The organism is Nostoc sp. (assembly GCF_036919675.1).
Taxonomy (GTDB): domain Bacteria; phylum Cyanobacteriota; class Cyanobacteriia; order Cyanobacteriales; family Nostocaceae; genus Nostoc.
Genome location: NZ_JBALCP010000061.1, coordinates 24,577 through 49,387 on the forward strand (window position 1 = coordinate 24,577; position 24,811 = coordinate 49,387).

Annotated in this window: 19 protein-coding genes and 1 pseudogene; 16 read left to right on the forward strand and 4 right to left on the reverse strand. The window is 41.3% G+C overall.

Features of this window, described 5'->3' with window-relative positions; translation table 11 throughout:
* Positions 1–151 precede the first annotated feature (151 nt).
* The 10 genes from V7K49_RS12645 (at position 152) to V7K49_RS12690 (ending at position 8,467) form a co-directional block, all read left to right on the forward strand.
* Positions 152–1,165, forward strand: coding sequence for an iron-containing redox enzyme family protein (locus tag V7K49_RS12645; RefSeq protein ID WP_335205791.1), 1,014 nt, complete (start codon positions 152–154; stop codon positions 1,163–1,165).
* Between the two features lie 211 nt (positions 1,166–1,376).
* Positions 1,377–1,940: a cupin domain-containing protein gene (locus V7K49_RS12650; RefSeq protein ID WP_335205793.1), complete on the forward strand. Its 564-nt coding sequence runs from the start codon at positions 1,377–1,379 to the stop codon at positions 1,938–1,940.
* 137 nt (positions 1,941–2,077) lie between these two features.
* Positions 2,078–3,766 (forward strand): AMP-binding protein, encoded by a 1,689-nt coding sequence (locus V7K49_RS12655; protein ID WP_335205794.1) that lies wholly within the window; start codon positions 2,078–2,080, stop codon positions 3,764–3,766.
* A gap of 185 nt (positions 3,767–3,951) precedes the next feature.
* Positions 3,952–4,527, forward strand: a complete 576-nt coding sequence (locus tag V7K49_RS12660) for a TetR/AcrR family transcriptional regulator (protein WP_335205795.1) — start codon at positions 3,952–3,954, stop codon at positions 4,525–4,527.
* A gap of 61 nt (positions 4,528–4,588) precedes the next feature.
* Entirely contained in the window at positions 4,589–5,149 is a 561-nt protein-coding gene (locus V7K49_RS12665) for an HPP family protein (RefSeq protein WP_335205797.1), read from the forward strand.
* Positions 5,150–5,296: 147 nt separating this feature from the next.
* Positions 5,297–5,815 carry a helix-turn-helix domain-containing protein gene (locus V7K49_RS12670; RefSeq protein ID WP_335205799.1) on the forward strand — a complete coding sequence of 173 codons (519 nt, stop codon included), beginning with the start codon at positions 5,297–5,299 and terminating at the stop codon, positions 5,813–5,815.
* 663 nt (positions 5,816–6,478) lie between these two features.
* The gene (locus tag V7K49_RS12675; protein WP_335205801.1) at positions 6,479–6,736 is read left to right on the forward strand and encodes a beta/gamma crystallin-related protein; all 258 of its coding nucleotides are present in this window, start codon (positions 6,479–6,481) and stop codon (positions 6,734–6,736) included.
* Positions 6,737–7,007: 271 nt separating this feature from the next.
* Positions 7,008–7,217 carry a hypothetical protein gene (locus V7K49_RS12680; protein WP_335205802.1) on the forward strand — a complete coding sequence of 70 codons (210 nt, stop codon included), beginning with the start codon at positions 7,008–7,010 and terminating at the stop codon, positions 7,215–7,217.
* Positions 7,214–8,143, forward strand: coding sequence for a glycoside hydrolase family 18 protein (locus V7K49_RS12685; protein WP_335205803.1), 930 nt, complete (start codon positions 7,214–7,216; stop codon positions 8,141–8,143). Before V7K49_RS12680 ends, V7K49_RS12685 begins: the two co-directional genes overlap by 4 nt.
* 123 nt (positions 8,144–8,266) lie before the next feature.
* Entirely contained in the window at positions 8,267–8,467 is a 201-nt protein-coding gene (locus V7K49_RS12690) for a LysM peptidoglycan-binding domain-containing protein (protein WP_335205804.1), read from the forward strand.
* A 39-nt stretch (positions 8,468–8,506) separates the two neighbouring features.
* On the opposite strand, the gene V7K49_RS12695 is transcribed toward V7K49_RS12690, so the two are convergent.
* Positions 8,507–13,087: an nSTAND1 domain-containing NTPase gene (locus V7K49_RS12695; protein ID WP_335205805.1), complete on the reverse strand. Its 4,581-nt coding sequence runs from the start codon at positions 13,085–13,087 to the stop codon at positions 8,507–8,509.
* 115 nt (positions 13,088–13,202) lie between these two features.
* On the opposite strand from V7K49_RS12695, the pseudogene V7K49_RS12700 reads away from it, so the two are divergent.
* Positions 13,203–13,394, forward strand: a pseudogene (locus V7K49_RS12700) (transposase); the annotation flags it as partial.
* 113 nt (positions 13,395–13,507) lie between these two features.
* Here V7K49_RS12700 and V7K49_RS12705 read toward each other — a convergent pair.
* Complete coding sequence (locus tag V7K49_RS12705; protein ID WP_335205806.1) at positions 13,508–13,666, reverse strand: hypothetical protein; 159 nt, start codon at positions 13,664–13,666, stop codon at positions 13,508–13,510.
* Positions 13,667–13,913: 247 nt separating this feature from the next.
* Here V7K49_RS12705 and V7K49_RS12710 point away from each other — a divergent pair, with 247 nt between their 5' ends.
* The gene (locus V7K49_RS12710; RefSeq protein ID WP_442948666.1) at positions 13,914–14,078 is read left to right on the forward strand and encodes a helix-turn-helix domain-containing protein; all 165 of its coding nucleotides are present in this window, start codon (positions 13,914–13,916) and stop codon (positions 14,076–14,078) included.
* A gap of 281 nt (positions 14,079–14,359) precedes the next feature.
* Here V7K49_RS12710 and V7K49_RS12715 read toward each other — a convergent pair whose 3' ends face one another.
* Positions 14,360–14,965, reverse strand: coding sequence for an IS66 family transposase (locus V7K49_RS12715; RefSeq protein ID WP_335205807.1), 606 nt, complete (start codon positions 14,963–14,965; stop codon positions 14,360–14,362).
* A complete protein-coding gene (locus V7K49_RS12720) occupies positions 14,943–15,620 on the reverse strand; it encodes a hypothetical protein (protein ID WP_335205808.1) in 678 nt (225 codons plus the stop codon). The genes V7K49_RS12715 and V7K49_RS12720 overlap by 23 nt, the downstream gene beginning before the upstream one ends.
* A gap of 265 nt (positions 15,621–15,885) precedes the next feature.
* On the opposite strand from V7K49_RS12720, the gene V7K49_RS12725 reads away from it, so the two are divergent.
* The 4 genes from V7K49_RS12725 to V7K49_RS12740 all read left to right on the forward strand — a co-directional run bounded on the left by V7K49_RS12725 (position 15,886) and on the right by V7K49_RS12740 (position 24,801).
* Positions 15,886–16,050, forward strand: a complete 165-nt coding sequence (locus V7K49_RS12725) for a hypothetical protein (RefSeq protein WP_335205809.1) — start codon at positions 15,886–15,888, stop codon at positions 16,048–16,050.
* An 87-nt stretch (positions 16,051–16,137) separates the two neighbouring features.
* Complete coding sequence (locus V7K49_RS12730; RefSeq protein WP_335205810.1) at positions 16,138–17,031, forward strand: hypothetical protein; 894 nt, start codon at positions 16,138–16,140, stop codon at positions 17,029–17,031.
* Positions 17,032–17,048: 17 nt separating this feature from the next.
* Positions 17,049–20,843 carry a caspase family protein gene (locus V7K49_RS12735; RefSeq protein ID WP_335205811.1) on the forward strand — a complete coding sequence of 1,265 codons (3,795 nt, stop codon included), beginning with the start codon at positions 17,049–17,051 and terminating at the stop codon, positions 20,841–20,843.
* 484 nt (positions 20,844–21,327) lie between these two features.
* The gene (locus tag V7K49_RS12740) at positions 21,328–24,801 is read left to right on the forward strand and encodes a caspase family protein (RefSeq protein ID WP_335205812.1); all 3,474 of its coding nucleotides are present in this window, start codon (positions 21,328–21,330) and stop codon (positions 24,799–24,801) included.
* Positions 24,802–24,811 lie beyond the last annotated feature (10 nt).

Consider the following 24,811-nt stretch of genomic DNA (forward strand, 5'->3'; position numbering starts at 1 on the left):
AATAAGTCAGTAATCCTCAGGCGGTAAGCCAGTATGCAGTGGGTTTTGATAAATATATCAGGTTCAAACCAAAGGGAACTCAATGCCAGCTTGATAACCAGAGTTCCTAAAAAATAGAAATTCACATCGATTTTACTAAGGAAGAAAGAGAATGTTGAAATTGAATTACTCTGAAAAATTATCAGTCAAATCTGACTTAGTACAGACCAATTCCTGGGAAGTGCTTAAGCAGTATGTATATCCCATCGAGCAAGTCGAAAATTTGGCACATGAAGCTTTTCAAAATAAACGAGGTCTGGCTTGGCGAAAAATTCAGTTCCTTTTATTTGACATGAACTTGCGCTTAATGCGAGAGGGGTTTGGGTTAGCAACTCCCCGCTTCCTCAGAGAATGGGAACTTCGCCACCTGATTGAGCAAGTTGAGCAGCAATATTTACCCCAGGAGCAACTCCCCACTGAACTCGATTGCGTTGAAGTTTTCATGCCGTGGCTAAAAGAGCGGATTAGCCAGCATCGCGTCAACCACCATCCACTATTTAAGCTGTTTGATCGCGATGATTTGAGCGATGAAGAAGTCCGCTACTTCCTTGCCAATTACCGAGTCAACATGCAACGCTTTCACCTGCACGTTGCCGCCTTCAGCCTGATTGTACCTTTTGAGATGCGCGAAGAACTTTATCACAATCTCCATGACGAGTTCGGTCAGGGGGATTTCGCCCAGGCTCACCCCAATTTATTTGAACCCCTAATGGATTACTTCGGCGGAGCGCGGGAAGAAGATATTAACCCAGAGACTTGCCACTTGCTCAATACCAAGATTAACCTCTGCTGGTTTGCCGATGGACTTCATTACGGCATTGGCGGGATGGGAGCCTTAGAATTGGCAATTCCCCTCCAACAGCGCCGAGTTTTGGCACACCTGCGCCGTCGTGGTTTGAGTGAAAAGATGGTGAAATTTTTTGTCGTTCACTGCGAACTCGATCAAGACCACGGTGAGGGGTGGTTTGCTGCCGGAAAACCCTATATACACACCTCTCTTGACTTGCAAAAGGTGTTCTCTAGTGCGATGCGGATGCTGGAAGCCAGAGCCGGAGTTTATGACGGCATTCTCAAGGGCATTTTAGAAACCCGCAATCAAGCCAATAAAGGACTCTCCTTCGCTTAAATGGAGGATGTTTGAAAAGTATTGTTGGTAACAGCAATACCTCCCAAACCTAGCCCCCTGAGCAAGCCTTCCATATAAATAAATGGCGGTTTCAAAGCCTCTCTTCTGAAGAGGGAAATGAATGGAAGCGGGGTTTTAAGTCTGACTTTTCAAACATCCTCTTAGCCAAGAACAAAGAAAGATTCAATTAATTTAAATAAAGAGCAAGCAAATGTTAAAAAACAACCAAATGTCAAAAATACTTTCATTGGGATACAATTATACAAACAAAAGTGATGCCCCAATTCCAAGAAAAGGCCAATTGATGAGCAATGGGCAAGTAAAGTTCGACCCATTCCCATACAATTCCATCAACGACAGGGTAATTAAGTTTTTAGGCATGGAAAATGTTTCCTTACCGGATGATCTTGAGTTCGTACCTTATCAACCAGAGATTAGAAAAGGTGTTGGAATTCACACAATATTTAGTCTGGTAGATCAAGACCCGCAAGGTTCCGATGCCGCAATTCTTAAATATGAGGCAGGCGCATTTGTTGCCTTGCATGAACATATAGGATATGAAATGGTTTTAGTGTTAACTGGGGATTATATAGAGAATGGTGTCACGTTCTTGCCCGGATCGTTAATACTTCGTTCACCAAGCACTTTTCATACAATGGCTTCCATCAATGGCTGCACCATTTTGGCTACACGTTATATCAAGGTCAAGCAGCGACCTGATTTGTGGAACGAATTTGCTTCAGGCAACGAAGATGTTAAGCCTGTTTCAGGATAGTCATCAGTGGGAAGTACTCTGATCATAAAATCAGAGTATAAGCATCTTCAATGGTAGTTTCTTTGTTTTGGTTAGGCATACATTCCGGCATCCCAAGCAAGTGGGTTTTGAGAATTTATGTTACTAAACTTTACAATATGGGTAATTTTGCACGTCCTTCGTCATATCCCACGATCGCTATATCAGTTCATATTAATAGAGAACCTATGCATTCCTATGTACCCTTGAGTCCAACCACTTTCTTAGAGCGCAGTGGTCAGGCATTTCCTAACCGAAGCGCGATCGTTTACCCTGATGGAATAGTGACTTACGCCGAGCTATTGCACCGCTCTCGCTGTTTGGCACAAGTGCTAAAGCGACTCCAGGTGGGGTATGGAGATCGGGTTGCTCTCTTAACACAGAATAATCAACAGACAATCGAAGCCCACTTCAGCATTCCAGCCATCGGTGCAGTGATCGTCATGCTGAATCCTTGGCTGGCAGCGCCAGACCTCCTATCTCTGCTGGAATATTGCGAGGCGAAAGTCTTGATTGTGGATGCTTCCTTGAGCGAGAAAATCCTCCTTGACCCTCAGTTTCCCCTTGACCACTTACAACAAGTAATTGTGATCAATGGTGCTGCCAACCCAATCTATTCTGGAGTCCTCGACTACGAAATCTGTCTGGCGGGTGAAAATGGCGATTTTCGGCTGGATCAAACCGTTGTCAACGAACTAGATCCCCTCGCTATCAACTTTACCAGTGGTACTACTGGTCGTCCAAAAGGGGTAATTTGCAATCACCGAGGCGCTTACCTGAATGCACTGGGGCAGGCGCTGATGATTGGACTCAACCGAGCCTCGAAGTATCTGTGGCTGCTCCCCATGTTTCATGTTAATGGGTGGGGGCATATCTGGGCAAATGTCGCCGTGGGAGCCACCCAAGTTGTCCTGCCAGGTGATCAAATCTGCGATGGGTTTGCAGATATAAGTCAGGCACTCTCCCAGTACCAGATTACCCACCTATCTGGTGCTCCTCGCCTTGTGCGATCGCTGGCATCAGCCCCTAGCGACAAAAAAGCATTTCGGGGGCTGACGATTACCACGGGGGGATCTGCTCCTGCTCCTACCCTGATCCAACGATTAGATGAGATGGCGGTCAATTTCATCCACCAATATGGGTTAAATGAAACCTTCGGTCCCTACGCCGTCTGTGAGGAGCAAGAAGAATGGCAGGCATTGCCAGCTTCAAACCGTGCCCTTAAGCGTGCCCGTCAAGGAGTAGCAACTATCCATGCTGGAACGGGATTGCGAGTGGTCGATGCCTCAAAGCGAGACGTTCCTTGGGATGGTCGCACCTTGGGGGAAGTGATTGTGGCGGGTAATACAGTAGCGACAGGCTACTACAAAAATTTGGAAGCTACCAAAAAAGCCTTTCGGGATGGGTGGTTCCACACCGGCGACATGGCAATTATCCATCCAGATGGCTATCTAGAGATTCGAGCTCGCCTGAAGGACTTAATCTATATAGAAACTGACTATGGTTGGGAGAACATTTCCTCCATAGAGATTGAGAATGTGCTGTGCCGACACGAACTTGTAATAGAGGCGGCAGTCATTGGGATCTCACCCGAAGATCTAGGGAAAAACCACACCCTTTTGGTGGCTTTTGTGGAGGTAGGAGGCTCCCAAGCCCTCACCAAACAAGATTTGCGCGATTTTTGTGGGTCTCAACTTGCTTGTTACAAGCAACCCCAAGTGTTTTTCTTCACCGACTTGCCCAAGACGGCGACGGGCAAAGTTCGCAAGGACTTATTAGTAGGGGAGGCGCTTAGGAAGATCCAATAAAAAATGTCCCGCTGTCCCTTTTTACTGGATATCAAAAGCGCCAATATGTCAACGCTATGCCTAAAATATTTATAATTCGGCGGGAAATTTTTTCAAGTCTTGTGCCTTACCTACTGCCAACTGAAAATTTAAAAATATTCAGATTCGTACTAGACAAACTTGTCTGTCCAAAGTATCTTTATTTTATGAGCTTACAAAATTTATCTAGTGACTCCAGTACAAAAATCTTACAAACAGCATCTAGGCTGTTTTACGAGCAAGGCTACCATGTTACTGGTATCAATCAAGTGATTGCAGAAGCAGGGGTATCCAAAGCAAGTTTTTATCACCATTTTTCCTCTAAAGAAGAGTTGTGTATAGCGTACTTGCACAAGCGTCATCAAAATTGGTTTTCTTGGTTGCAGCAAGAGGTTGAACTCTATGAAGATCACCAAGAACGTTTGTTGAGCCTGTTTACTTTTCTAGAACGATGGTTGCCTGATAGCAACTTTAGAGGCTGTGCTTTCTTAAACATCGCCTCGGAATTTCCGTCACCCGACAGTAAAATTCGGCTCTTGGTTGTAAATCACAAAAATGCTTTGCAGGATTACATTAGGCAACTAGTTGACAGATTGAATCTTTCAACCAAGAAAAATAATACAGTAATGCTTGCGGATTTCATCTATCTTCTGTTTGAAGGAGCAATTATTGAGAGTCAAATATATAGATCAACACGAGCTATTCAAGCTGCACGAGAAGCAGTTAAGCAGTTAATTAATTAACCATTTATTTTTTGTACAGACCAGTCTGTACAAAGCAGTTAACAATTTGAGGTGAATGTGTATGCTTAGGCAATCAAACAGCGATACTGGTAGCACCAGAAAAACAGCGTCTTGGATAATTTTTTTTTATAAGTTCAAAGGAGATAATAGTAAACTACCTCCTAAGCATTCGGCTAGAGCAATAATACTTGCTTGGTTAGGAGGATTTCTGGCAATCAGTGCGATCGCGCTTCTCTGCAATACATTTTCTGTAGCACTTGTACTAGGCTCTTTTGGAGCGTCCTGCGTTTTGGTTTTTGGGTTTCCAGATGTACCCTTTTCACAACCGCGAAATGTACTCGCAGGTCATTTTTTGAGTTCCTTTATTGGTTTAGTATGTCTGAGGCTTTTTGGAGCAACGTGGTGGTCAGTTGCTATAGCTGTTGGTACTGCCATTTCTGTGATGATGCTTACCCGAACAACTCACCCACCAGCAGGCTCCAATCCAGTTATTATTTACCTGACAAAACCAGTATGGACTTTTCTGCTGTTTCCCACTCTTTTTGGAGCAATAATTTTAATCCTTGTTGCGCTTCTCTATAATAATTTTACCCACGAAAGTAGATACCCGAAATATTGGTAAAGCAAATTCACTAAATCAGGGGTATGAGTAGCATTCGCGCAGAAAACTGGGTTAATAGATATTACATTAGTACCAATACCTCTGCCAATTTACGAGGGTTCAACGCCTATAAAAACGGGATAACTATATTAAATATTAGGAGATAAAATGACCAATATTTTAGTAAACAACGCTAGTCATGAAAGCCAAAACCTCTTAATTAAATGCTTAGAAACAGCAGGGTTTGAGGTGATTATTACAGAAATTGGTCTTGTTAGTGTTCATCTAAAACAGGAGAACTTATCTACTACCACCGAAAGGAAAAAATCAAATACTCAAGAGTCCATATTTCCATCCATTCCTCGACTGTGTGAGGTCTTTGAGTTCATTGAATTAAATTATCATCAAAGTATTAGTCTGAAAGAAGTAGCTCAAGCAGTCGGTTATTCCTCAGCTTACTTAACCGACTTAGTGCGACATCTTACTGGTAAAACGGTCAATAATTGGATTATCGAGCGCCGGATAGTGCAAGCAAGCACCTTGCTTTTAGAAACTAACGAGTCCGTTGAACAGATTGCTTTAAAAGTAGGCTATCAAAATATTAATCATTTTTATTGTCAGTTTCGCATTTCTTATAAAAATACTCCTCGTGCTTGGAGAGAAGTACAGCGTTGTAAAGTAGCTTAGAACCAAATACTGCAAACATTAGAAGGAATGGCTGGTTAAATAAGTCTTACATTTGCTGACTACAATGCTTGTTTGGCTTATGTTACTATTGCTAGTTGCAAGCGAAATAACCTCAATTACCAAATACTCAGTTTGTAGATTTACCAGGTTGTAAATGAGCAGCAGTGAGTAATTGCTGAAGCAATTACTCACTGCTGCTTTTTCCTTTAAGTTTTTTTAGAAGACATTTATCATGTCTAGATTAACTAAAGTTTCTGGATAAAAATATTATAAACACCATTGTTTGTAACTAATACCCAAAACCTGTTTTATTATAGGGGGATATTTTTAGATATAATCATAAAGTTTACACATTTTTAAATTGGAATGCTAATCCTAAATTTTAGAGAATACTTAGAAAATCTTAAATATTTGATTTCCAAGTTTTTTTGAGGACAATCTAAAAATACTTAATCATTAATTATAATTTTACCTAAAAATAGTTAATTGTCAATAATATTGCATTAAAATACTATGTATATATGGAAAGAAAAGAGAGCAAATAAAGTTTCAAACTCTTTGATAATCTAGGAATTAAATTTTAATTACTATGATTATTAATTAAAAGCTTTCCTGCAAACAACTTCTAAACAACAAAACTCAATTATTCAAGGAGAAAAAACAATGGCTGCTGTAGTGCTTTATAATGATATCAATTTTGGTGGCGATGCATTAGGTGCTGATTCTGAGATACTCGATTTGAGTGCCACAAATTATAATGACCAAGCTTCTTCAATTGTTATCAATGAAGGAACATGGACATTCTGTACTGATGCAAATTTACAAGGTACTTGTAAAGTTCTCGATCCAGGAAGTTATGCTAGGGTTGAAGACGTTGGAATTCCTAATGACACCATCTCTTCTTTTAGACGAGTAGGCTAAGTTTTGGAATTTGGAATTACAGCCATATATCCCACAGAAAGTTAATAAATAAAATTAACTTTCTGTTCTTTCAAACTATACTTTTATATACCTACACGTATGGTTATAACAGAGAGGTGCAGGACATAATAGTCCCTATTGACTCTACCCTACTGATATTGCACATAGCTAGTCAAGTTTCCGCAATGGGGATTGGTTGTATAGGAGGCATAGACCTCTTGCAAAAGTCCTAGATAAGTGGGAAAAGTAGATTAGACTTTGGGTAGCATCTATGACCTACGAACAAGTGAAGAGCCTAAAGTCAGAAGACTTTAAACGCTTGTGTGGTGTACGTCCGGATACTTTTAAGCAGATGGTAGAGGTAGTGCGATGTCTACGACGGGCTGCGCCTACTCACAGTCAGCCAAAACAGAAAACAGGACGGCCGGGTAAATTAAGTTTGGAAGACCAATTGTTAATGACATTGGAGAAGAATCTATGAGTGAAAAAACTTTAGTTGGCTACTTTGAGAGTTGGTCAGAGAACTGGGCTAGCGAGCCGGAAAAGCAAAGCTTGTCAAATATAGCCCTGTATGTGAACACGGTAGTTGTAGCTTTTATAAAGCCAGATTGTAGCTACAGTGGAAACTGCAATCTTAAAGGTACAGGCTTAGGATTCTGGTCTGATAATAACGATAGTGATGGCACAGTGGTGAGAAACGCGATCGCCATATTGAAAAAACGCAATCCTAATACCAAGGTGCTAGTATCAATCGGGGGAGCCAACGAAGAATATAACAATTTTGCTCAACTCAATCCTACAGCAATTGCCAATATTATCACAGACTTTGGTTTTGACGGGGTTGATATTGATTATGAGCATAGTAATGGTACGAGAAGAGAATTTAGCGATCTTATGCGTAAAGTTGTGAGCGAAATTCGTCAGGTTCTACCTAGACCTTATTTAGTTACCTTTGCGGCATGGAGTATTGGTGCTTATGGTGAAGATGACTGGATTGATGCCAAACCTTCAAACAATAAGACAGGTATAATGCTGGATTTCTTGCGTTCTTCTGAGGCTACAATGATTGACCAACTTCATGTCATGTCCTTTAATGGAGGTCAAATTTACAACCCTCAAGAAGCTTTAAAAGCTTATCAATATTATTTCAAAGGCAGAGTAGTTATGGGAGTGCAAGTACCACCTGAGTGGAATAATAATAACTATACTCTATCAAAAGTGCGCGATCTAGCACAAGCAGTTGTTGATAACGATGCTGCGGGGATAATGATATGGACTCTACAAAAAGAAAAAGACTCAGATAACTCATCAGATGATATGCCAAGTGCTGAAATGATTGTTAAAACAGCTTGTCAAGTTTTGTCGATTGGGAATTGCCAGCAGCCACTATTCGGAACTGCTAATTAGTCGAATTAGTCTTTTACACCATTTCTGGCAAATTCAGGAATAATCTAATTTGCCAGTACTCAATGTTGCATAAATCTGTACGGAAACGGCAGTTGAAAACTCACAACAACAAGGAAAATATTAATGAATACACACACAACCAAACAGGGTGACAACTATAGAAAACTTGCTGAAATCTATTATCATAATGGAGATTTGTGGCCTAACATTCAACACGCCAACCCAGACATTGATATGAACAACATTCCAATAGGTGCAGTAATTAAAATTCCCGAATCACCCGATCAAAATAAGCTGAGTAATCAGAGTAGCACAATATCATAGCCAGTGGAGATACACCTACTATCTGGAGATTACTTTTGGCTATTTTTGGCAGGGGTATTTATTACCTTTTTCAACCGAAGTATGACTTTCCAAATAGTGCTGTAACCAACTGCAACTTTTTGTAACTAATTCATCAAATGATTCAATATTCCACAACTTGGTAGTTCCGTCTTCTCCCATCGTGACTAATTGCTTTCCGGTTGGACTAAAAATCACTTTTGAGGTTCCACCTGAATGTGCCATTAATTCTACCAATTGCTGGTAATTTAAGTTCCATAGGCGAATGTAACCGTCTTTTCCCGCAGTAGCCAATAACTGCCCATCTTTACTAAAAGTGACATCTTTAACTGCACTTGTGGGATGGGCTTTAAATTTCTTTTCTGGCGTCTTGCTCTTGCTTTGCAAATTCCAAAAGTAGATAAATCCTGCTTCATCTCCAGTCACTAGTTGTTGTCTCTTTGGATTAAAGCTGACACTATTGATGAAGCTTTGATGTGGAAATGCTGCCAAGCTGTCACCCTGTAAATTCCATAAGCGAGCTGTCTTATCATTTCCAACAGTAGCCAGTTGTTGTCCATCCGGACTAAAGCTGACACCATTGACATTCTGCTGTTCGTGCGAAAACATTTTCAACATATCACCCTGTAAGTTCCGCAAATGGGCTGTGAAGTCCCCTTTTCCTGCTGCAACTAGCTGCTGTCCATTAGGGCTAAACTTTAGGCTTGTAATTGGAAAAAAATACCCTTTGAATTTTTTTATCAAGTGCATATTTTGCAGATTCCACAAACGGACAATACCTTGTTCATCTCCGGTAGCCAACTGCCCTCCATCAGGGCTAAAAGTAAGACTGCCGATTAGAGCAGAATTGTCTTTGAGTTTTTTTGTTAAGCCCATATTTTGCAGGTTCCACAAACGGACGATACCTTGTTCGTCTCCAGTAGCCAACTGCCGTCCATCGGGGCTAAGACTAATACTTTTAACCGTCTCTCGCTTCTCTTTAAACTCAGCAATATGCTTATCCTGTAAGTTCCAAAAGCGGATGGTACCATCATTTCCTGAAGACGCCATGTCTACTTTTTGTCCTATCTGTCCTTGACTATTCGGATTAAAACTGATGCTCCAGACCGCACCTGCATGTCCTTTTAGTTCTTTGAATAGCTGAAGTTGATTGCCTTGCAAATCCCACAAGCGGACAGTACCTCGATCATCTCCAGTAGCCAATCGTTTTCCACTTGGGCTGAAACTGACGCTCCAGACCGGGCTTTCATGCTTTTTACATTCTAACTTTTGATAACTTTGCAAGTTCCACAAGCAGACCATACCGTCATATCCTGCGCTAGCTAATAGCTGTCCATCCGGGCTAAAACTGATGCCCCAGATAGAGTTTTGATGCTCTTTTAATTTTTTCACATGTTGATCTTGTAAGTTCCACAAGCGGACTATACCGTCCTCTCCTGCTGTAGCTATTTGTTGACTATTCGGACTAAAACTGACTCTCCAGATACCTTTTTTATCCCCTTCTTGATCCCCTTTTAATTTTTTCACATGTTGATCTTGTAAGTTCCACAAATGAACAGTGTTGTCACGCCCTGCACTAGCTAATAGTCGTCCATCCAGGCTAAAACTGACACTGAAGACCTCGCCTTGATGCTCTTTAAATTTTTTCTTTTCTTGACCCTTTAAGTTCCACAAGCGGACTATACCATCCTCTCCTCCGCTAGCTATTAATTGTCCATCGGGGCTAAAGCTGATACTCCTGACTATGCCTTTATGTGCTTCCCATTTTCCGACCTCTTGACCCTTTAAGTTCCACAAACGGACTGTACCGTCATCTCCTCCGCTAGCCAGGAGTTTGCCGTCTGGACTAAAAATGACACTGGGAATACTACTGCCTTCATGTCCTTGCAGACGATTTAATTCGTTCACTTGATAAATAGCCTTTTGCAGGGTTAATCTGACTTCATTTTGTAAGTCATTATCTGGCTTAAATACCTGCAAAAGTGGGTGTTCAAGGGACTTTACTGACTGTAAGCTAAATAGCAGCGCATCGAACCCAAGGTTAGAACGCAAATTTCCTTCTGCTGTTTCTCGAAAAGCACGAGTTTTATCTATTTGCGCTTGTCTATGACTAATCCCAGCAATAATAGTCAACCCGCTTAAGCCTAACATAACTGCAATCGCAATCCGCCACCGCCAACTACTATTCCGACGTTTTTTTAAAACACTTTTCTGTATAAATTCTCTTTCGACTTGGTTTAACCAGTTGTCATCACCATGAAGTTCTCGATCTAATAACACCAAATAGGGATTACTATCCCAAAGAAATTGGGTGGGGTTCTGCCGAGATTGCCCTTGTTGATTCTGCGAATGCCGTAACAGTCGAGCCAAGTGAACAGAAATTTGAGTGAATAAGTTTTCGACAGTAAAAAGTCGTCCATCTAACCAATCTAAAACAGGATCAACCTTGTCTAAAACTCTTTTTGGCTGTTCTTTATCCTTATTTTTAACACTTTCCCACTCCATCGCCGCTGGAGTCAACCGCCGTTGCAGAATTAAATTTTCCTCATCCTCCTGCTTCCACATCAGCAGCTTTTGCCATCCCCGCACTAAAGCATCATGGGCAGGTTCCAAATAGGGATTACCTTCAGCATCTTCTCCTTTAACTAATAACCGTGCTTTGGTAAAGCGTTCAATTACTTCTTTAGCTGAACCATTTTTAGGAGGCGGATATTCTAGTTCCGATAACGGAACTTGTCTGCGTGCTAATTCACCTCCACCAAGGGCAACCATTCGCAGCATCACATGGCGGATAATCTGGGCATAAGCTGGATTCTCTTTAACTAGTGCCTCATATTCTTCATCAGCTCTTTGCCTCAGTGATTGGATGACTCCTCCCAAATCTTGATAATCTTCTTGAGTCAGCGCTCGGTCAATTGTTATACCTCTATTTTCGGCATCCCATTGTCGCTTTAAGTACTTGAGATAAAGTTCGCTTAAGGCAAAAGAAAGCAGGGGCAATGCTCCTGGCATATCCGCCACTTCATCAATCAATTGTTCTACAAGTTCGTGGGGCTGAAAATACATTACCCGTGTTTCTGCGGGTTTTTCAATCGCTTCTCGTAGTTCCCCTCGTGTCATCGCTGGCACAATAAATCGTCCCGTGTGCCAACGATTTTTAAGCACTGTGTTTGCGACTTTAACGACTGTGGGGACAAACTTCAAGCCAATATCTCTGATTTGGGGTTCAAAGTCAGAGCGTAGGGATAGCACTACCCGCAATCTATCGCTATGGGCATTGATTGCTTTGAGTATCTCTTGGAAAAACTCCTTGCGCTCATCCTCGTTTTGACAGAGTGTAATAATTTCTTCGCTTTGGTCAATAAACAGTAATAACTTATAGTTGGGGTAATTTTTCGCCCAAACATCAATACCAATCGCCAGGTTCTGCTGTGGGTTTTGGGCTGTTAGTTCTGGTAATTGGGCATTTTTCCAAGCATTATTTAACGCCAGGAAAGGAGTCTCACCAGGACGGATGGGTGGTAAAATATACCATTTATCTGTATCGTCTTTCCGCAGTTGGGGAATTAATCCTGCCTTTACCAAACTAGATTTACCCGAACCGGAAGCGCCCAATACTACCGTCAGGGGATGAGTTTTGACAAAATTCTGTAGCTTTTCTACTAATTCATTTCTACCAAAAAACAGCTGGCTGTGTTCCTCGTCAAATGATTCCAAACCTCGGTAGGGATTTTTCGAGGCATCCAGAGATGGTGCTGGCGGTAAGTTAAGTGGATGTCCAGGGGAAAGGAAAATATACTCCCCTTTATCATGCTTCTTTAAAGGCCAAATCCCAGGAGTTTGTCGTTGGCGATGTTCTTCTGTGGCTGGTTCTATGGCATCACGCAGATACAAGTAGAGTTCGGTAGCAGTAATTACTCCATCTCCTAGAGGTTTGCCATTAGTAGAAGGAGGGTAAATATCAGCCTTACCTTCAATCGCTTCGATTAATGCTGCTGCAAAGGGAGAATGGTTGCCATATGAGCCACGTTCTGTATTCAAATTAAATACATCTAAAGCTTTTTGGTCATAAGCAGCGCTAGTTATTACCTGCCAAGCTGAATCGCTAATAAAACGGTCGTAACGTTCTTTATGGATGACCTCTGGTGCTGTTAATAAATCCCTGTTGCTTGACCAACGAAAGGCTCCAGCAAAACAGCAGTCGAGGATTCCCAAGAAATGGCGACAGGGTAGTTTCTCCAAGCATTCTTGCAACTTAGCCATTGGTAGATAGGTTTGGGTAGCATTTAATTTAGCATCTTGGGGAATTAAATAACCTGCTGGGCCATCATCTCCATTCAAGGCTATTCCATGACCAGCAAAGTAAAATAGCAAGCGGTCATTTTCATTTACTTGTTCTGGTAACGTTTTTTCTAAAAGTTGATTTAAATTCTTGAGGGTAGCTACTTCGTCTAAACACACCCATACTTGATATTCATGCTTTTCTCGCAATACTTCAACTAGCTTTTTAGCATCATTGGTAGCATTTTGTAGAGAAGAAATACCGTTTATGTAATTATTGATGCCAATGATAAATGCCAGATTTCTAGAGAACTCAGACATAAAAATAGTTCCTTCATCACAATACCTTAGCCAAAATAAGAGCATGAAGAGGTAGAACGTTTCGTAGTAGAGTTATTGTCTCTCACAACGACAACTCGAAAACCACAAGCCGCCCATGCCGGATATCTTATCATTGTTACAATGCCTGTTACCGCAGATAAACGCTACAACGCTGCGACAATTGAACCAAACAATCCTGGCAATGTTAGCAATGAGCGGCAGAGTCACTATGTTGGGAATCTCGCGTTGGACAAGCATGGGTGGTAGTTACCGGACAATATTGAGATTATTTCATACAGTAGTACCTTGAACAACATTGTTTTGGCTGTTTTTTCGGAAACATTTGTGGAAACGGGATGAACACGACCATTACCACTAAGCTTGGCAAAAATCTGGGTTAATAAAATAGGCTCAGGGATTTCAGTCTCGCATTTTTAACGTCTCGGCTTCGCTCGACGTTAAAGCTGAGCGTAGTCGAAGCTTTAAGATTTCACGGACATATAGAAAGCCATGTTTGCGATGCCGCAAGCGCCCACCGTAGGTGATCGCACCCCAGCTTGGAAATTTATGCGAAGACATAACTCTATTACACTGGCCCTCTCTCTTCATCCTCTTATTTTGGCTAAGGTATTGAACAAGCTAAACCTGATGTTCAAAAAACCTTAATTCTTAAAGGAAAAGAACAATGGCAACTTTTACATAAAATGGTCTTGTTAGCGTTCATCTAAAACAGGAGAAATCTTCTACTAACAACGAAAGTAAAAAAGTAAATACTCAAGATTCCATATTTCCATCCATTCCCCGACTGCGTGAGGTCTTCGAGTTTATTGAAGTTAATTATCATCAAAGTATTAGATTAAAAGAAGTAGCTCAAGCAGTTGGTTATTCCTCAGCTTATTTAACCGACTTAGTGCGAAAACTTACCGGGAAAACGGTCAATAATTGGATTATCGAGCGTCGGATAGCGCAAGCAAGCACCTTGCTTTTATAAACTAATTCCTCCGTTGATGAGATTGCTTTAAAAGTAGGCTATCAAAATATCAATCATTTCTACTGTCAGTTTCGAGATTACTATCAAAATACTCTCTGTGCTTGGAGAAAACTACAGCGTTTTCACTCATTGTTGTAATGACACCCTAAAATATTATCTAAGTATTAGGCGCTAATTAATAAACTAATATATTATCGTGCATCTGATCCGCTTATTATGCAATTTGCAAATAAGCGTATTTATTATTGTGAGGTATCCCCTCAATACTTCGGGGTAGGCAATTATTCTGATTGCCACGACCAACCAAAGGGATTACCAGAAGATTTCTCACGAATAATAGTCGCAAGAGAGTGGATTTTCCCAATCTTAGAAATACGGTCACGCACATACTCAAAAAAGCTGATTTCCAACTTCCGAGTAGTGGCAACAAGAGACATAAAGGTATCCCAAGCTTTAGTACCAAGAGTAGTTTGAGTTGCATAGCTAATATTACGTCGTTGCACCATAGTCCTAGCGGCTAGCTCGGCAGGATTATTATGTAACGGTAGTTCCGGATGCTCATAAACGTGAAGCAACTCCAATGCTTTAGCAGCAGTTAATCGTTTTCGTTCATCCAACTGCTCATAACTACTTTTTGTATCGAACAGTTCCCAGAATTTAGACTTTAGTTCCCGTGCGAGTTTTGCATTTGGAGAATCTCTATAAGCTAGTAATTCTCGATAATAATTCCAAAATGTATCCAAAAACTGCTCTAAAATCTGTTGATGGCAAGCAACCACAGGACTCAACTTTTTGTAGTGTCTCCCTTCATGTACCCAGCACAAAGCCAAATCATCAGTTATTAACTTGAACTGAGGAGCATCATCACAAACAAGAGTATGCACCACTGGCCAGTCGGGTTGCTGATGATAAAAAGCAATCGCTGCTGCTTCTATTACACATATCCTCTAAAAATTCCAGCAGCTTACCTTGGGTCATATTGCCCCCGTAGTACAAACGGGTAGCAAGGGCTTTTACTCCTGGACCAAATTCTCCCTCGTAACCCAATGGTAGTTCTGCTAAGTAGGTTTTTCCCTCGGATGGAGAGTAGTATTTCTGTTTACGGAATAGTACGTTATCGGTTGTGAGTTTGATGTCTTGAACGATTACTTCTTCATAACCCTTGAATTGTGCATCTTCTGGCAGTAATTCTAGGCGATATTCTAATATTTCTTCTCGGTCTATTTTTAGATCAGCGTTCTTACTGCTTTTGCTGTGCTTTTTTGGGATTTGTCGTTCTTTCTCGGATGAGTGGTTAGTTTTTTCGTCTTTGGGTTGCTTGGCTTTAATAGCTGGTTTTCCTTGTTCTCCCTTCAGGCGGTTGTTTTCATCCCGCAACCTTTGATTTTCTTCTCGTAGTTCTTTGAGTTGTGAGTTTAATTCTTCTACGAGATTTAATAATATCTCTACAGTTCGACGCACGGACTCGTCTCCAATCCGTGATGGGTCGATGGCTTGCAGCAGCACGGATACTGAGGAGTCAAACGATTGCTTTTGCCTCATGTGTCATATTCTATGACGTTTTGTGGATCTTGCTCATCTTGTTATTTTTCTCTCGTACCCCGGATTATTGAGCCGATACATTGTGAGAATAATCTAAAAATACTTAATACTTAATTAGTCTCTTACCTAAAAATAGTTAATTATCAATCCAATTAATAAAGAATAGTATTGAGATTAAGAAAGAGCGAAAGGGTTAGCAAGCAAGCTAAACCTTGCCTTTTCCAAAAACTTAACTTATTAAATGAAGTTTAAGGAGTAAAATACCGTGTCTAATCCTGTAATATTGCCTAGTGGCAATGGTACTACTTTTCCGACATGGGCTGCTGGAGGTAATACAACTCTTTGGGTAGAAAATTTAGAAAATCAACCAGGTCAAGTGAGTGTAAACGCTGGGGCAGGACATGAATATGTAGACGTTAACCGATTTTAACTAAAATCTTGCCAGAAGTTCAAAACTTAAGTAAATAATGTGTATGCAAAACAACGCTCTGAATAAGCAATTTAATGTCAAATACTTATGATGAAAAATTTTCACAAAACATTGGCAGTAATAGTGATTATAGCAACCTTCACAAGTGGCTGTAGGTCTACAGATGAGTATAAAAAATTCGCCGAGTCTGGAAAAGCTTTTGCTGAAACTACTAACTCTCTATTAGATACTGCTGGTCAGATTAAAATCAAGGCAACATCTGAACAGGTATTAAAGAGCAGAAGAGATAGGATACAAGTCAATGGTAATAAACCTGCTGATGGAATTGTTAATACCTATAATGAATTGTCAGAACAAGATAAAAAACGGCTTTCACTTATCAATGAACTTCGTAAGCATAATGAGTTATTGCAAGCATACTTTAGTAAACTTATAGAGCTAGCTGATTCTGACTCTCCAGTTAGAACTGAGAAAGCAGTTGGGAATATAACTGCTCAGTTAGAGGAGAGTGATAGCAAGCTTATAAATTTAAGCCCCATCAAAATTGATAAGTTGCCATCAGTCACTCAGATAGTTCTTGATTCTCGGATTAATGGCTCACTTAGAAGAGAATTAGAAAAGCGAAAATACACAATTTATCAAGAAATAACAACACAAGAAAAACTCCTGAAAATCATCAGTAAATTAGTGCAAGAAGATGTCGAAACAATACAAGACTTACAAGAACAACGCCTTGTAATTGAACCTCTTAAATCAGAAAGTCTAGATAATGAAGATACGTGGATTAACACAAGATTAACTGTTCTGACACAGAATGCTGATATAATATTAGCAATAGATAAAGCAAGTAATAATTTAAATAAATTTAAAGAGCTTTTTGTTGCTTCTATTGAAGGAGAATTAACTAGTAAACAACTAAATAGTTTTATACAGGAAACTAATTCCTTATCAGCACTTATTCCCGAAAAAAATAGTCATTAATTAGGAGAAATTAATTTATGTCTACTAACTCTGAAGCAGTAATTGAAGATTTAAGAAACATCTACAGGAAACTTAATCAAATAGATATTAACGATGTTGAACCAGGAGAAAGATTAGCTTTTATCAATAAACGAGATAAACTTGCTGCTGAAATTGGGAAAGTAGAAAATACAATATTAGAAGGACTTTCAGCAGACCTACGACTAAATGAATCTTCACTCCAACAAGGAATAGACGACTTAAACCGCGAAATTGAAGCAGCTAATAGTATAGCTAGAATTACAGAGGGAATTGATAGGCTCTTTAGTATTCTAACTGCGATAGTGATTCCAACGCGAGGAATCGAAAGTCGGAAATTATACGCTTTGCTTGTGGGAATCGACAACTATCCCAACCCTAATCATCGCCTCCAAGGCTGTGTAAACGATATTACAGCAATAGAAGAGTATCTAAACGAACGATTTGACAAACAAGAATACCAACTGTATTTACAAACACTTAAAGATGAACAAGCAACCCGTGAGGCTGTTATTGATGGCTTTCGCAACCATCTTCGTCAAGCTGGAGAAAACGATGTAGTTTTGTTCTATTACAGTGGTCATGGTTCCCAGGAATTAGCACCAAAGGAATTTTGGCACATAGAACCAGACCATCAGGATGAAACTTTAGTATGCTACGACAGCCGTACCGAGAACGGCTGGGATTTGGCAGATAAAGAATTGGCACTACTAATTGCGGAAGTAGCAGAAAAAAAGCCGCATCTGACCATTATTCTAGATTGTTGCCACTCTGGTTCCGGCACCAGAGACCCAATGCAAGAAGCTAAAGAACGACGCTTAAACACAGACAAGCGAGAACGTCCACTGAATAGCTTTATTTTTAAGCTGGAAGATTTAGAGAAACTATCAGATTTCCGTGACCGTGACCCCGAAAAACACCCGACTGGCTGGAAGATACCCACGGGTCGTCATGTTCTTTTAGCAGCTTGTCGAGACTACGAAACAGCAAAGGAATATCCTGGTAAATGTCGGGGTTATTTCTCTTATTTTTTGATGGATACACTTTCCAAAGCCAACGGAAAGCTGACTTATCGGGATTTATTTGGACGTACAAATGCCATTGTTCGCAGTGAAAGGTCAGATCAGTCTCCGCAATTGGAAGTAAATCACATTGAGGATGATAACAAATTTTTCCTCAATGGTGCGATCGCCGAAATTGAACCCTACTTTATTGTTCAGCAAGATCAAACCTCTGGCTGGGTGATTGAAGGTGGTGCTGTCCACGGAGTGCAACCACCCAAAGATAGTGAAACTACTTTACTGGCACTGTTTCCCTTTGATACCACTATCGATGATTTGCGCGACCCCTCAAAGTCTGTGGGTAGAGCAAAAGTGACTCAGGTATTGCCAACTAAGAGCAAGATAGATATCGAAGGAGTGCAAAACCTGAAAAGCGAAAGCGATCGCACTTTTAAAGCAGTTGTTACCAGTTTACCACTACCGCCTTTAGGGGTTTACTTTGAGGGAGATGAAACAGGTGTAAATCTGGCGCTTGAAAAGCTCAAAACAGCCGGACTTAATGGTAAACCCTCAGCCTATGTCTACGAGTCACAAGAAGTTGGCAAAGCCAATTTTCGCCTGTTGTGTCGCAATAACCAGTATATAGTAACCAAACCGACAGATGACCGACCCCTAGTAGCTCAAACTGATGATTACACTCCAGACAATGCAGACAAGGCAATTAAACGCTTAGAACATATTGCCCGTTGGATAACAATTGCTCAACTTGCAAATACTGCGGCGACTCAAATTAAACCTGGTAACGTGAGGATGGAACTCATCTTTGCTGATGAGGATTTATCACAATCAAAGCAGATACGTTTGCAGTACAAGTATAAGGATGGTGAATGGCAAAAACCGGAATTTAAACTTAAACTTACCAATACAACTAGAAAGCCACTTTACTGTGCTTTGGTCAACCTTTCAGATAGTTTCGCTATTAGCGCCCCGTTTTTTGAAGCAGGTAGTATTAGGCTGGAAGCAGGAGAAGAAGCTTATGCTCTAATAAATGGAGAAGAATTGGTGGAACTCGAAGTCCCTGATGAGTATTGGAAACTCTTAATTACTGAGTACAAAGACATTCTTAAATTGATTGTGACCAAGGATGAATTTAATGTCAGATTGCTAAATCAGGATAAACTTGATGCTCCTCGACCTATAACTAGAGATATAGAATCCCCAAATCAAAGTAGTCTTGAGCGTTTAATGACTCGCACGCAAGATCGCGAACGCGAAATGGGAGCGGCTAAGAGGTTTGATGATTGGTACGCTGAGGAAATCACAATCACTACAGTCCGTCCTTTAGATTCTAGCCCAGTTTCTCAGGAACAAGAACAACAATTAGCGGGAGGGGTGAAGTTACAACCCCATCCCAGCTTAGTAGCAAATGTTCGCCTTACAACTACACCACAAGTCAGCCGAGATTTAGGTAATAAAATTGTCCCCCCGATTTTACGAGAAAATCCAGAAGTTATTCGACCCTTCCAATTTACTACCAGTCGCGGTACAGACCCAGGATTAAGTGTACTGGAACTGAGCAACGTTAAAGACCACGAAGTTGTCACCCCAGATGCACCTTTAAAATTATTAGTTGATGGACAACTAGCAAACAATGAATACCTGCTTCCTGTGGGTTATGATGGGGAATTTTTCTTACCCTTAGGTCGCGGGAAAGCAACCGGAGATGGCAAAATCGAAATTGAGTTAGAAAGATTACCAGCCCCCGTTAGCGAGGGAGAACGTAGCCTGGAAGGTTCTATTCGCATCTTTTTTCAAAAAGTGATCGGCCAGGGTTTGGGACGGGAATTTGAATATCCTATTTTAGCAGTAGCCTCTGTGGGAGAGGACAAGAAAGTAACCTATAACCACGATGAGAATTATCTTAAGCAGCAGATAGCGCAAGCAAAACGAATTGCTCTCTACATCCACGGGATTATCGGCGATACTGAAAGTTTAGTATCTACAATCAAACAACCTGTTTTGCAACCGGATGGGCAAAAGTCTTCCATCAGCGAACTTTATGATGTAGTTCTCACTTTTGATTACGAAAATCTGAATACTAACATTGAGCAGAATGCCCAACATTTAAAACGACGACTAAAAGATGTGGGTTTATCAGAAAATCACGGTAAACAATTACACATTATTGCTCATTCAATGGGTGGTTTGGTATCTCGCTGGTTTATTGAGCGAGAAGGAGGTAATAAAGTTGTCCAACACCTGATTATGTTGGGTACACCAAATGCCGGTTCTCCTTGGGCTGTGGTGGAAGATTGGGTAAAATTGACTCTGGGTATTGCACTCAACGGTCTTTCTACAGTTGTTTGGCCAGCAAAAGTGGTGGCTATATTGATGGGTACATTAGAAAAAAATATTCGGGTAGCCCTAGCCCAAATGAACCCAACTTCTGAGTTGATCAAATCTCTGGCTGAGAGTGATGACCCTGGCATTCCCTACTCAATTATCGCTGGTAATACCTCTATTATTCCCGCAGCATTAGAACAAGAAGCAGAGAGAGTATCGATCATAGAACGGCTACAACAACGTTTATTTAAGAAAGTTGTAGAATTGCCCTTTTTTGGCACGCCGAATGATATAGCCGTCAAAGTGGATAGTATCATGAGTATTCCCAAAGGGCGATCGCATCCTCCCAACATTCAAGAAGTACCTTGCGATCACCTGAGTTACTTCCTGAATGAACCTACTACAGTTGGCTTAGAAGCTTTAGTTGCAGCTATTAAAATTTTGATGTGATATTTCCCGAAATAACTGGATAACAATCGGTAGTTAGACTTGTCTAGTGGTCTGCCAAGCAAACTTTGCCTAGTAATAGCCGAAGCTAATAAGCTACCGAATATAAAGAAATCAAAGTAGCATCATGGGAAAAAAATATATCGTGGATTTAAACTTAGCAGAGCGATCGCAATTATAATCGGGAACTAAAACAGGTAAGCACAAAGCTCGAACTATTACCCGTGCCAATATTCTTTTAACGGACAAAAACTAGTTAACCATTGGAGGTCAAAAAAAAGCTCCTGAACAGGAATAGCATTTAAGACCCGACTGATTAGACGAAACATTTGATTTTTGTTGGATGAATTAATGACTTTTCACAGTTTACGATCAGGCTTTCAGGCTTTCAGGCTTTCAGGCTTTCAGACTTTCAGACTTTCAGACTCTAACCCGACCATTGATGGGTTAACGGTACAAAACTGACTTGGAATTTGGGAATAAATTTATGGCTTATAATATTTACGCACTTCTTGTTGGTATCGATGAATATTTAAATCCTGGAAATACACTAAATGGATGTGTAAGTGATATTGAAGCGGTCAAAAGATTTTTAAATAGTCGCCTAAAGTATCAACCTCATATTGAAAAGCTTATTAATGAGCAGGCAACTCGACAAGCTGTAATTAATAAGTTTGAAAATCACCTTTGCCAAGCAGGTAAAAATGATGTAGTACTGTTCTACTTCTGCGGTCATGGCTCACAAGAACTAGCGGCACCGGAATTCTATGTCTTGGAGTATGACAAGGAACCAGATAAAAAAAAGCTGGAGACAATTGTATGCTATGACAGCCGAACTGTAGACGAAAATGGCAATGAAATCCGAGATTTAGCAGATAAGGAATTGAGATATCTAATTGCCAAAGTAGCGAAAAATCAACCGCACATTCTTGTTGTGTACGATTGTTGTCATTCGAGTTCTGGCACTAGAGACACAGACCGCAAGGAGAGAGTTCGTCGGCTGCCCACAGATAGTCGTCCGCCAAGAGCATATAATCAGTTTTGTTTTGCTTCTGATCCCGCGATCGCCCACAACCTGAAACAGGGGATATTTCCTGAAGGGCCACATGTCTTCATGTCTGCTTGCCTTCATACAGAGACAGCGAAAGAAATTAATGATGAACATGGGAAAGGTCGGGGACTGTTCTCTTACTTTCTCATCAAGGAGTTGAATAGTCTCAACGCCGCGCTGTCTTATCCTGACTTGCTCAATGAAGTTAAAGGTCAGGTTCATAGTCGCAGACGGGATCAAACGCCTCAGCTTGAACCTATTGCCATGAGTTCTCAAGACTTGAACAGGATGGCTTTTTTGGGTGATGCAGAAGTGATTAAACCACGAGAGCCATACTTCAATCTGATTTATCGCCAAGAAATACCAGATCAACAATCCGCAGAATGGATAGTTACTGGCGGCGAAACTCAATTTTTGCAAGTAGACAGTGAACTGGCTGTTTATCCAGAGAATTGCACTTTTGATGAAATCAAAGGCAAGTTCCGAAAACTGGGTGACGTGAGAATTACAGATGTTCGGATAGAAGAAAGTGTCGTTAAGTTCATCTCTGAGCCTGAGCTTTCAAAAGATTCTGCTTACAAAGCCGTTTTAACTAAGCGACCTTTGCCCACTGTGCGCTTTTACTTTGAAGGTGATACAGAAGCACTAGCGCAAGTAGAAGAAAAGCTGGTAAATTCTCTCGTTGTAGGAATAGAACGCAATCGCAGCAAATCCCACCAGTATCGCCTCTACGCACGGGAACAGCAGTTTGAAATTACGGATGCTGATGATCGCTTGCTAGTGGTTGCCATTGAAGGAAATGGCAAATATGACGTAAATAAAGCCGTAAAGCAGGTGGAACACATTGCCCGGTGGACAAAAACACGGCTACTACAGAACCCCAATTCGAGCATCCCTAATGATGCGATTGATATTGAAATTACTTATAACAACAAAGTTTATACCAATTCCGATCTGCGGCTAGAATATGTAGGCAACCAAACGCCAAAGATTCAGCTGAAGCTCAAAAACACTCGCAAAAAACTAAGTCAACCGCTTTACTGTGCCATCCTGGACATTTCTGACAGCTATGCAGTAAGCATTCTCAAGGTCTTTCCTGAAGGTGGTGACGGGACATGGATTTGCCTTAATCCAGAACAAGTGTATCAGGCACAAGCGCGTTCAGGAGCCAATTCCATTAACGATATCCCATTCGGGATGCCACAGGAAGTAATAAACCAAGGCTTTACAGAATATCAGGACGTTTTCAAACTAATCATAAGTACGGAAGCCTTTACAAATCTTTCGCAGTTTGAGCAGAATAGTTTGTTACGTGCGGATCAAAAATCTCGCGAAATGCTCACTGATCCCCCAGTTAGTGACTGGATGACAAAGCAGATTACTCTGACAACACTTCGAGCGAAAGATAGTGTGGAATTGACTCCGCAAACTGAAAACGTTCTCTCTGCTGGTGTTCGGGTTACGACACCGCCGGGCTTACAAGCAACTGCCAGTCTCAAAACGCTTTTATCGACAACCCGAAGTATGAGCAGCGCGTTGCCTGCCCTTCTGGATAATACGGAAGCGTTTCAGTTTTCGAGAACCCGCAGTTTAGGTGAAGACACGAGTGTGCTGGAGTTGGAGGTAAATCCATCGACACTCAATGCCGTAAAACTAGATTCACCAATGGTGATATCAGTTGATTGCCCCTTACAGCCGAATGAACGGGTTCTTGCTGTAGCTTATGATGGTCAGTTTTACTTTCCATTGGGAATTGGGCAGACGAAAAACGGTAAAACTGAGATTAAGATTGAACACCTCTGCGAGCCTCAGCAGTCCTACACTAAAGAACGTGAAATTCGTCAAGCCATCCATATCTGTTTTCGCAAGGTTGTGTTGGATAATCTAGGTCAAAAGTCCTCCTATGCTTGGCTAAGAAAAGCAACTGTGAATGGGGACGGTACGGTTAGCTACACCAAAAAAGGAGATGTGGACACTGTTAAAGCAGCCGTTGCCAAAGCCAAAAGTATTGTTCTTTACGTTCATGGTATCATTGGCGACACAGAGAGTATGATTCCGAGCGTGCGCTATGTCAAAGTGACTGCGAATGGGCAGAACAAATCCTTAGAGGAATTGTATGACCTGGTGTTGGCGTTTGACTACGAAAGTTTGAATACATCCATCGAAGACACTGCTAGGGAACTCAAACAGCAACTAGCGGAGGTCGGGCTTGAAGCAAGCCACGGTAAGATACTGCATATTTTGGCGCACTCAATGGGCGGCTTGGTAGCCCGAAGTTTCATTGAGCAGGGGAACGGCAATCAAGTGGTCAGTCATTTAATTATGGTTGGCACTCCTAATGGCGGTTCTCCGTGGGCAACGGTGCATGACTTAGCAACTACCTTGCTATCTTTTGGTTTAAATCTCTCTTCTGTGCCGCTTGTACCCTCGCTGTTAGAGAAATTGCTTGAGGCGATGAGCGTAACACCGCGGGAAATGCACACCACCAAATCTTCATTTATACACGAACTAAAAGCGATCGCCGATCCCAAGTGTCCCTACAGCATCATTGCAGGAAGCACCGCCTTAATGAAGCAAACCTCTGAGGTGAAACAGTTGTTAGATGCGCTGAGAAACAATATGCGTCGAGCGATCGCACTACCCTTTGGAGATCAAGAAAATGATATTGCTGTCGCTGTTAGTAGCATTATTGATGTGCCAAAGGATCGATCGCCTGCTGTTTACACTCCCGCGCCGATTGCTTGCGATCATCTTTCCTACTTCCGACAAGCGGCAGGACTACAAGCGATCGCAAGTGTAATTGGTCGAGCCTTTGGCTATCCGCCCGAACCCTTACCGCCTAACAGTCCGCCTTTTTCCCCAGTATCCTCTGGTAACATCGGCATACAGCCGACCGGGACAACTTCTTAGAATGCACCAA